We start from the raw sequence: 10,733 nt of genomic DNA on the forward strand, positions 1-10,733 counted from the left end.
ACTGTTTTTTTAGAGGTCTCAACATTACAGTTCTGAAGCCAGTTTCCAGTACCAGCAACAGCATTTGTTATCTCATTTCTCCCCGCAGTAAACATGGGATCGTTAGGCTTTATAGATGATGCCGGGTTGTCCTTGTTAGCATTTACGAGGGTGCGGTAGGCAACGCCATCATAACTTTGAGCATCAAATAACTGGCTTTTCCGATTCTTTATATCGTTTACAAAGCCATCCTCATCCCCATAACGATCTGCGGCATTGAACTTAATATCGCTGTGCTTTTGCTCTGAGCTGAAAATCTCTCCGGTATTTGTTTTGGTTCCAGGAGTAGTATTGGGATTACTGCTTATACCAATGTTGCCATTAGCATCCCGAGAGAGCAGCTTTGCCCCTTCCTTGGTATAGTTTGAATTGATTGTCCCTCCAGACATACTCGGCAGTTGTACGGCGCTACCAATGGACTTTCCATCGGATGCGGCATTTTTCATGACACTTTCATTTGAGTTCCCTGCCCCATACTTTCCGAGATTAAGATTAGCGGATTCGGCTTTACCCACGTATTTCTCGGTGATCTTCCCACTGACATTCTCGCCTGAATCCGCATTCTTGTACTTCTCAACAATGTCCTGAGCACTGGTTGTCGCATTGCGATTTGCGTTAGGATTAGCAAGATTAAAGTTACTTTCGAGCTGGTCAAATATAGCGTCTGCCGCATAAATACGAGGAGTCATTACCATATTTATGAGAGAGATATAAAAAGCCCAACTCATAGTATTGGCAATCATTGATGCAATAATAGTTGAAGCTATCGTTTTTCTAAGTTTCATTATTTTTACCCTTAGAAATCAAGCGCCTGGTATATATCTGACGCAACAGTCATTGTAACGCCACAACATATAGACATAATTATCATTGCCTATTTTTTTGCGCCCACCTTTAAGGGTTGACCAGTCATGTACCGAATCACCAAGACGATGACAGCAATCCGGCCCTTTCGCCTCAGGAGTTGGGAAAAGCATTGAAAGCCGATACTGGGAACGAGGTGTAAAGTATTCCCACGTTTTCTCACACATTGCGTCTGCTCCCATCGTTCGCATCAGCATTCCCTGGCGATGTAGTTTAGTCAGAAGACGCTGGGTTATCAGTGAACTCGTCCTTACAGCGTCATCATTTGCGTAAATGTGGCCGGTTAATGGATAAAGGTTGCCATCGCATCCGGCACAAAAGTATGCAGCGAGATTATCCTTTCCTGCTGTTACTGCTACACAGTCAGCAGCGCACACCATTGAGGCAATTGGGTTTGCAAAAACTACTGCCTCTGGATTCAGGACGAGTGTAAGCAGATCACTTTCCCACATAGGGTCCACTTCGCTTATATAGGTCAGGCTGGCATCTATATAGGGTTCAGCAGTGCACTCGCCAATAATCAGTAATTTGAGCATTGTCATGATTGGGAACTCCCAAAGATGAACATCGTAAAATCCGGCTTCAGTTGCTGTCATTGGCTGATTTGTGTTGCTTTTACCAATATCAAACTGCGATTTTTGAAGCATCGTGCCTTCAAGAAAGGGGCTGCACCAGGGGCTCTTTACAACTTCAACAATCTTCACCGGCTGAAAGAAGCTCAATTGCCAACCTATTTCCGGTACGCCGTTCTGATCTGTGCAGTAGCAACCCGGACGTGAAGGAGCAGCGCCTTCTGGAGCTGCCCCTATGCCCATTATCCTCATGGGAAAAATGCAGCTCCAACAGATATTCTTAATCAAGCCCTGCCACACTCCAGCTGACTGACACATAGCCCCAGGGACTCCAGCATCTGCTGCCATAGCCATACCCGGTATAGAAAGCGAAAGCATAACTGCTACAATGAACTCTAAAAGTAACTTTTTGAATTTTTTCACCATCATGCTCACTTGGATGTAATAAATGTTGCAACACTTTCGATATAGTCGACGGCTTTGGTAAAATAACTTCTCATCTGGTCCGGATAATTTAGCGTCAGCCATGTTGCAAAGAGAGCGCCTATAATAAATCCGAGTTTCATCTTATTTTTCCTCTGAAAGATTTGGGGCTCCGATACCACGGACTTCTGCCTCGCTAAACAGGGTGATCCGGAATTTATCTTGGTCAGTAGTTATAAGCGCAGGTGTGTTTTTAATCTGAAAGCGTGAGATGATCTGTTCGTTAACTTTAAACACCTTACCGTTAAATTTTTCACGTAAATCATTTAGGTGATCCCATCCATTATCTTTTTGGATACGGGTAAACATTGGCATTACTTTTCCACTACCCAGACGTTGTCGATACTGCTGCTCAGCCCATACCAGCTGGCCCGGATTGAGTGGATCGAAAATTATCATCGTCAGGTTTTGAGGAAATCTCGAAAGTGGATTAATCAACTCACCGGCGGAAGCTATTACACGGCCCTGCTTATCTTTTACGTCCTGAGTGACCCTCACTGTAGGGTCAATTAAAAATTCTTTGTGTTCCTGGGCAGGAGGGAGGTCGACCATCCATTGATTTTTCCATGTGTCAGAAACGGCCCTTTTTTTTGCACCTTCCCAGTCATATTTTTGTGCACGTTCTTCCAGTTCTTTAATGATGCTCTTTTCTTCAACGGGATAAGTGGTACCAGCAACCGGGAAAATATCCTGATCGGGTTTTTTAGCAAGTTCTCGCTGAAAAAACTCAACGTTGAAGGAGCCTACCATTTTTGCAAAACGAGCTTGCTCCCTAGAAATAATTGTCGGTACTTGAGTTACTTGATACTGACTGAAGCTATCAGGATCAATTGTAATCAAAGGAGATTCAAATTTTCCTTTGACAATCATTTGGTTTATTGCTGCCTGTGTCTCTGGTAGCCGAGTAGTTCCTTTCTTTAGACCATTGAAAACTACACGAGCTTTATGCTCTGAGGCCGTACGTAGAAGGTCTTCCAGTACATAATCCGGCAAGCTAAATGAAGCAAAGATCGTTATTCCATTTTCAGTTGATAGTGCTTCTTCACGTGTGCTATCCATTTTTCTTTCGAAGTCAGCAGCTGTGATGCCCGAGGAACCAAACAATTTTTCGATATTTTTAGATTGTCCTCGCATGACTTCCGGCTTATTTTCCACAGCTTTCAGAGCCGCTTCATTAAGGCTGGCGTTTTCTTGAATTTCATCACGTCTTCTAATTATATCGTTGACAGCTTCAGAGTTATTACTTTGGGCCCTGATAGCCTGGGTATGGTCTATAACTGCTTGAACACTATCCGCATTCATACCGGGGACGTAACCACGGTTTATTTGCTTGCTCAGGTCCTGGTTTTTTTGGAGTGCTTCAGCTTGCGCTATGTACTTCTGCACATCTGGTGATTTTAGCGTAGCATCAAGGCTAAGAGCCCCATCTGGCTGCTGTGCACCTTTAGCCTGTGCCCCAAGCCCTTTTGCTTGCTGAGCGATTAGGTCAGCATCATGTTGATACTCAGTGCTTGCATTTGTATTACTTAAAACTGCACATAACGCAAGTCCAGGAAGTATTGGTAAATATTTTTTATTTACATTAAAAGATCGCATATGTTTTCCCAATTACTGAATTCAGCTTTACTGTTCCCCAAAAACGGGAATCCCATGAGTGATCGGTTTGCCCAATTAGGAAAACTTCGCCTTCAGGAATTATCAATTCTTTTTCAATCAAAATGGACGGAATATTGTATTTCTTCGAAATACGACGTGCATTAGCTTCAAAAAATTTGTCCCCGTTATAAACCCCATCCATTGTTACTTTAAGTTTGTCACCGCCCACACCGGCAACAATTTTTATGACTCGTTCATTTTCTGGGATAAAACGTACCGATTTCGGCATGTTAAATGCTATGAGTTCACCAGTTTTAATACTTTTATCCGAATGATCAATCATATAAAAATCAGCAGGCAGGCACCCATTCAATAAACCGTATCCAAATGTATAACGGGTGAAAAAGACACACATAACGAGAATCAGCAATAAAATATTAAGGGGGACATACCAATCCAGTATAAGCAGCCCTCTCTTTTTAGGTATGTAGTCGCTCATATTTTTCTCACTGGCACTGAAGAATATTTTTACTAGGCAGATGCACCTCTATCCAAGTAACTATTATCCATGTTTTTCAACGCTCGGAAGTCTGCAAACTAACCTAATATTCACCTATAAGAATGTTAATTCCTCAGCATGTATACGCAGCTTTGTTAGCGGCCATGAAAGATGCCTTTGGAGCAAAGTTACTTTCCGACATTAATTTTTCAAAGGTCCAATTATTGGGTATAAAAAAGCCGGGACATAATGTCCCGGCTTTATATTTAAAAATTAACTACTCACTGCTTGGTATTGATACAGTGTTTTCAGACTTACTTGCCTCTTCAGCCGGTCCGAAAACTGTCACGTGCTGTGTTGCAAAGTCTCCACTATCATCATAAGCAATTACTTTTATGTCCTGCTTACCACGGTTAAGGTTTTTAGAAAGTGTAGCCGTACTACCGAAAACGTTCCTTAATTCGCCGTTGATGAACCATTCATATCTAACCATTTTTCCATCAGTATCATCACATTTATTGGTAAAGCTCCAGCTTAGGTTGGTTTCCGTGTAGCTCAATGTACAATTAGGCACTGCGTTTTTAACGACATCAAACTCAACAGATGCTGAACCTCTCTGTCCAAGTTTACTAACAACATCAATTGTAATCTCGTATTTCTTTTCTTTTAAACCCGAGATCAGTTGAGCCCAATAATTTTTGCCGCTGGGTATTACTTCACCGTTCACCTTGTATGTGACCGTATCTATCGAGTCCGCCGAATGAGATAGCTTGATGTTTGACCTTAAGGTTACATCGAGTGGAGCTCTCATATATTTGTTAGAGAACTTGGGTGTCATCTCAACGTTCATTGGCGTTTGTTCATCGACAACAAAGGTATTTTCGATACGCTGTTCATTGTTTCGGTTATCTTTGAAAACAACCATCAATGTATATTTGCCAGGATTTTCAATTGTAAATTCTTTGGTGTCACCTTCATCTTTAGTGATTACCAGATTCTCTTTGTCGTAGATCCATTCACGGGAATAAGTAACACCAGGATAGTCTCCATCCTTAATACCGCTCAACGCAACGCGTAGGGTGGTCGGTGCCATGTCGTATTTAAGTTTGGAGCTTATTTTCATCTCGGGAAATTTATAAACCCACGATTTGACAGAAACTCTACGGGTAGAAACCGTATTCTCCTTATTGTCCGCTAACCATGCACTGTATTCAAAAGCAGCATATCCCTGTTTATCCAACATTTGCTCAGTAAGGGTAACAGACAGTGAAGAGCCCTTAAATGTCTGGCCATCCGGTGTTTTCCATTCTTCAACTACGTTATTACCATTCTGGTACTTACTGTTAGGGTTCGTGAACTTACCTTCCAAAGTAACTTTTTGACCAACCTCTACCTTTGAAACCCCCGTTACCGAGACAGAAAGGCGCTTGGGTTTTGCGGCTGCCAACCGAGCAGACGTTTCCTTCCATGAAGACTCCTCTGCCAGTTCATCGGAATCAAGGTAACGCATCCGGGCATAAATCGTAGACGGTAGGGTATCAGCTGAAGCCACAGTGTAAGTTGTATCTCCCTGCACCCAGTTGACTTTATCCTCTGACCAGAGAACCTCAGCGGTGCCTGCTGGTATAGGTTCATCGTTATCAAGCAGGGTTACAGGTATATCTGAGCCCTGAAGAATGTCTGTAACATCTATACTGAGCTTAGGCTGCTTGTAGGTAACTACCGTTAAGGCATCTGTGTAGGAAATCTTGGATGTGAATTTATTAGTCATTTTTGCCCTATAAAGCCACTTTCCTACTTCTGTCTTTTTGATACTTACACTTCTCTTTCCGGTCATGTCGGAAAGCATGGTCCAGGTTTGACCATTATCAGAGGACTGCTGCCATTCGGTGGGGGCGAGTGCATCAGAGTTAGCCGTACTGGCAGATTTGAAGCTTACCAGAGTACTAAGTGGGATCCTTCCGATAATAAGGCTTTTCGACAGGTTACCCTCCAGTTCCTCACCTTTATAGATTCGAATGCCTACAGCACTGGTCTCACGTTTCATTTCAAAATCAGAGAATGGCGATCTGACCTTAGCCACACCAACCAGACGCATATTACCCAGATCCATATTTTCAATTTTAATCTTGGTTTCGACAATGCCCGCATCATTGACCGGCAATGCTTCAGTCAGCGCAGTTCTTTCGTATGTAGTTTTATAACGGCCTGTTTCTGGATCTTTGCCGTATACACTTTTTTGAGAGTATATCGTGACGTCCCATTCTCCCATTGTTTTACGGTCAAATGCACTTTTACGTGTGGAGTTGTTATAACGCCCCACTGTTACCTTTAAGGGCACTTCAAGAGATGTGGCTGTTTTTTTGTCATCCACTTCCATCGATGCTCGAATATTGAAATCAGGCACCGTATATACGTTGAGGGTGTCTGTAGTTCTTAATTCTGGATCCTTTGAGTATTCTACAGCTATGTCAAAGACGTTCTTTGTCCACAATGGTGCAGCAGCAACCTTGACCCTTTGTACAAAGGTCGTTGCATCGTTGTTTGAGGAACGATTTTTAAATGACGTTTTGACAGCCTCAGAGCCGTTTTGAGAGACGATCATCGTAACGTCAGCTGGTACCACCTTCGCTAATATTCGAGCGGCCTCCCCCCCGGTCGTATAAGCCAGAGCAGTGTTCGGATTGATGCCTGCTATGACTTTATTCTTTTTGTAAGAGATGATCGGGTTGTATGGTAATTGTGTGGTCAGAGTACGGCGATTCCTTGCGGAAACCGCTTTAGAGCCCTTCCCGTTAATCATATAGACTTGATAGTCGAGCAGATTCTCACCTGTTTTATTAAAGAATCCAGTTAGACCCGGGGTACGTCCTTTAAAATAGAACTCCAACCCATCAGGGACATTGTTCCACTGAGGGTAGCATGCTGTAACATCTGATTTTTCCCCATACCAGGCGAGGTAAGCATTCGCATTTTCCTCTGTGGTAAACAGAGTGCATTTATCACCAGCTGTTTGACTAAGCAGGTCCGTATACTGACGTACGCGCGAGTAAAGAGTTACGTTTTTTTCCAGATTCTTAAGAGTGAATCCAGTAGGTTGATAAGTGAACACGGTACTGAAATTTACGTTTTTTCCATAAAGGTTTTCAGCCACCACAGTAATCTCGTGATCCGAATTAACTGCTAAATCGTCTCCAACCGGCAGGTAGTAAATACCTTTATAATTTGTAGGTGTTAACGAAACTACTTTGTTGTCTATTGTTACTGATTTTATGTCAGCAACCCCAGCCTGCCCCTGGAAAGCTGCAACGATAATCTCGTTCAGGAAGTATACGGGTGCTCGTTTAGTTAATACCTGCCCATCTTTGAGAACCATAAGCGTTGGGTTATCAGACAGCATCAGTTTGCTTTCAGGCTCAGTGTACGTAGAAGAGTTTTTGCTCGTATTTTCTACTGTAAAAGTCGCTGCGTAGGACCCGTTTATAAGATCCGTTAAGTCAAAGATATAGAGGTACTCATCACCGACTTTTTGAGGTCCACTTACCGGCTGTAAAGTTCTACGTAAAGGGGTTGCCCAGGACTGTTTGAAATCAATCTCAGTGCCATCATCTAAAGTCACTTTAGTCGTCGGCTTAAACACGCCATCCGGAGTCATAGTGAGCGACATAGCTGTTGGGAGCCACCATTCACCTTCTGTTTCTTGCTGGGGTACCTTAACGGCCACAGCAACGGTTTTGGCTCCGGTATAGATGTCCTGGCCACCTACTTTGATTGTTTTAGCCTCATCGGTAAAATTCCAAAGTGTATGGTCTACTACAGGAGGCCGATAATCCCAGTTAACAACAAGCTTTTTGGATTCAGGAGGTGCGAAATAATTATTCTTAGAGTTTGCTGTAATTGTGATATCACGTGAACCCAAAAGTTCATCTGTATCACTGGCCTTAATGCTTCCAACTTCAATGGTACAGGAAGTTCCGCCAATAGGTACTTCACAGGCGGAGCCTGAACCTATTGAGATGTATTGAATATAATTGCGGGGTTCAACAGAAACAGCGATATCTTTGATCGCTTCATCCTTTAAATACGATTTGAAAGAAAAGCCGTCATAGACTAATCCGTTCAGGGATGATTTAAGACCGGTGATAGTTGGTTTTACCGGTGCCACACTTTTGATTGAATATTCACCTTTTACTATTTCAACTTTTTTCCGTTCAGAACCAGAGAAGTAAGAAATCTTGTAAGGTAGTTTTAAATCACCGGTGGTGTTGGGAACGCCTGAAAGAGTGAAGCCGTTAGAAGTTAATCCCAAGGTATTGGGTAACCACTCAAAAAAACAAACGAGGTTATCAACAGAGGAAGTCGCTCGATCATCAACCGTTACATTACAGGCTGTGCCTGCACCTGAGGCAGTGATAGTGTTAGAATTAACGTATGCAACAAAGTCGCCCGGCCCCGGGTCAAAGGATACGGCTGGCAAATCAGCCTGTAGCTTTCCTGAAATCATAATCGCTTCAGCATAGACCGCTTTAATCGGAGCAATTAAAGAAAACAACAGGGCTAAACCTAAACCTGATTTTCTCATGACGAATACCTGTTTTTCTGAGCAAAATTAAACTCACTTTACGATGAAAAACAGAAATATCCGTTCGTATAACATTTAAAAAAACCTGTATTTTTCCGTATATTCCGTATGTTAATGCGCTATTTTGAATTCTTGGCTTCAGATAAGCGAAGCGCGGTAATTATAGACTCGGAGCTTACCCAGGGCGTTTTTTGAGCAAGATATCCAAGTATGTAGAGGCCAATTTTAACGCAATCCATTTGTGAGACGGGGACCATGTGCATGAAGGGTTTTAAGCCATCTTTATCGACTGGAACTATCCCTGCGGATAACAACAAACCGCCCCTCTCGTTTGGGGTAACGCTTATATTTTTGTATACGACGTGGCCATGATGTGAGGTTTTCCTCTTATCAATCTTTAAAGTATGCATGATTCTAAGAAATACAGATGCCATCTGCATAACTTCATTCGTCGACAATTTTAGAAGTACAGAACGGTTTGAGCCCCAGTCATAATCTTTTTTTGCGTTCCTTGGAGCGACGTGCAATGTAAGATAATAATTATCAATCTCATTTGAAAAAGGTGAAGGTTTTGATGAGCTAACATCTTCATTGTTCATCTCAATGACAAGGGCTGCATCCTGACCAAATGCTTTAACATTATGGTTTTTAAGAGCGAAGTCTGAAGTTGCCATATAAAAAGTCACTTTTGATAAAACCACATACCGCCTAATGATTCATCATCGGCAAGATGCTTGAAATTTGATAGTGTAAATCCTGTTTTGGTTTCAGAAATCACCAGGCTGTAAGATGCCGTATGTACAAGGCGAGAATTGTTTAGATCAAGATCATCACAAAAACCAGGGCTTTTGACGGGGTCAGCCTTTTCAACAAAAGTTACTTTTGAAGCGATGCCGTTGATCACGATTTTCTCGTTATCAGCAATTTTAATGTTTAAAGAAGGCGAGCTTTTATCACATGGCAGGAAGAGTGATGTCTTTTTAAATGTGTTTCCAGTGAAGTCCAAAAGGTCAGGTTTAACCGGAACATTGTTTAGGATTTTATAAACTCCAGCAAATGCACATAACACAACAAAACCAGATAAAACATATCTAATCTTAGACTTCATCCCCCAGTTCCTCTCCTAAAAGTTTTAACGCGCTTACGCACATAAGCCTCAACTGATACAGTAAGTTATCAGCGGTTATTCCACCAACGAAGGTAACTGTACGTCGTATTGATGCTCCGCCAGGCTCGCACTGGATATGGCCAATACCAGAATCACGGAGGAAGTCATTTTCTGCACTTACAAGGTCTGACTCTACAGGTGGAATGATAACTTCAATGAGTATTGTATCAACTGGGGCCCACTCCCAATCGAACTTAAGAGAGGAAATTGGGGATATAGAAACAAGAAGCTCATCAATATTAAAAATTACGGGTTTTATTCCCATAACCTCAGACTGAATGAAGTGGCTTTCTACCATAACTACCGGAAACTCTGAAATAGTCAGAACTCCGATTAACTGGTCTCGGCGTAAACCATGTATTAGTGAGTTGCGAGATAGCATTCGATCAGCCTTTATTATAATAATCAATCATTTGGGACAAGGACAAAAGGGATTACAGAAACGAAGATTCTACATGAACATCGTTGTCAGTGACCTTAGGTCCATCGGGTATAAGGGTATCAAAAAATCCTTACATAACCATTAAACCACAAAGACTTTTTACGTAAAATAATAATTAAGTACCAGATTTATTAAGATAATTCTTAGGTTTTTTACAAATTTAGGAAAAATCCGCACTTCCTGTAACAGCATCCAAATTAACCTAAAATACCGTTTCATTAACAGTAATTTTACAGATTCAGCTGAAGCCTGAGTTTATTATAACAAAAAAAAGGCCAGCAAGTATGCTGGCTTTCCTGGTAAGACAAGTTGAACTCAGAAGTCGATTGTACTGTCTCTCACCTATCTTGCCAAAGTCGCTAGTCGCTTGTTTGCCTTAGCTTTAGATTTTATGCTTATGGAGGCGGTTTGATTTTCATCCGATACTTTTTCTAGCACTGGCACCACAGAGGAAATGGACTTTTCTTTTGAAATTTTGGATGCACCTG

Annotated in this window: 7 protein-coding genes and 1 pseudogene; all 8 read right to left on the reverse strand. The window is 42.0% G+C overall.

All coding sequences use genetic code 11. The features are described 5' to 3' along the window. Window positions 1–824 (reverse strand): annotated as a pseudogene (trhN, locus tag ACVCAM_RS25185) (IncHI-type conjugal transfer protein TrhN); the annotation flags it as partial. A gap of 18 nt (window positions 825–842) precedes the next feature. Continuing rightward, complete coding sequence (gene trhU / locus ACVCAM_RS25190) at window positions 843–1,898, reverse strand: IncHI-type conjugal transfer protein TrhU (protein ID WP_181231580.1); 1,056 nt, start codon at window positions 1,896–1,898, stop codon at window positions 843–845. Window positions 1,899–2,042: 144 nt separating this feature from the next. Beyond that, complete coding sequence (locus tag ACVCAM_RS25195) at window positions 2,043–3,554, reverse strand: TrbC family F-type conjugative pilus assembly protein (protein ID WP_001256132.1); 1,512 nt, start codon at window positions 3,552–3,554, stop codon at window positions 2,043–2,045. Continuing rightward, window positions 3,541–4,053 carry an IncHI-type conjugal transfer protein TrhF gene (trhF, locus tag ACVCAM_RS25200; RefSeq protein ID WP_001286760.1) on the reverse strand — a complete coding sequence of 171 codons (513 nt, stop codon included), beginning with the start codon at window positions 4,051–4,053 and terminating at the stop codon, window positions 3,541–3,543. Before trhF ends, ACVCAM_RS25195 begins: the two co-directional genes overlap by 14 nt. A 277-nt stretch (window positions 4,054–4,330) precedes the next feature. Further along, window positions 4,331–8,635, reverse strand: a complete 4,305-nt coding sequence (rsp, locus tag ACVCAM_RS25205; protein WP_001232109.1) for an IncHI-type conjugal transfer protein RSP — start codon at window positions 8,633–8,635, stop codon at window positions 4,331–4,333. 119 nt (window positions 8,636–8,754) lie between these two features. Continuing rightward, window positions 8,755–9,309, reverse strand: a complete 555-nt coding sequence (locus ACVCAM_RS25210; RefSeq protein ID WP_000235773.1) for a plasmid transfer protein — start codon at window positions 9,307–9,309, stop codon at window positions 8,755–8,757. An 8-nt stretch (window positions 9,310–9,317) separates the two neighbouring features. After that, window positions 9,318–9,743 carry a hypothetical protein gene (locus ACVCAM_RS25215; protein WP_000836981.1) on the reverse strand — a complete coding sequence of 142 codons (426 nt, stop codon included), beginning with the start codon at window positions 9,741–9,743 and terminating at the stop codon, window positions 9,318–9,320. Continuing rightward, entirely contained in the window at window positions 9,733–10,185 is a 453-nt protein-coding gene (gene hdtA, locus ACVCAM_RS25220; RefSeq protein ID WP_000952689.1) for a H transfer determinant A, read from the reverse strand. Before hdtA ends, ACVCAM_RS25215 begins: the two co-directional genes overlap by 11 nt. Window positions 10,186–10,733: the final 548 nt, after the last annotated feature.

Source organism: Enterobacter sp. CFEC122 (assembly GCF_052983755.1).

Coding starts and splice junctions, on each gene's coding strand:
- ACVCAM_RS25195 (WP_001256132.1), bottom strand. CDS start 3,554: ATGCGATCTTTTAATGTAAATAAAAAATATTTACCAATACTTCCTGGA.
- trhF (WP_001286760.1), bottom strand. CDS start 4,053: ATGAGCGACTACATACCTAAAAAGAGAGGGCTGCTTATACTGGATTGG.
- rsp (WP_001232109.1), bottom strand. CDS start 8,635: ATGAGAAAATCAGGTTTAGGTTTAGCCCTGTTGTTTTCTTTAATTGCT.
- ACVCAM_RS25210 (WP_000235773.1), bottom strand. CDS start 9,309: ATGGCAACTTCAGACTTCGCTCTTAAAAACCATAATGTTAAAGCATTT.
- ACVCAM_RS25215 (WP_000836981.1), bottom strand. CDS start 9,743: ATGAAGTCTAAGATTAGATATGTTTTATCTGGTTTTGTTGTGTTATGT.
- hdtA (WP_000952689.1), bottom strand. CDS start 10,185: ATGCTATCTCGCAACTCACTAATACATGGTTTACGCCGAGACCAGTTA.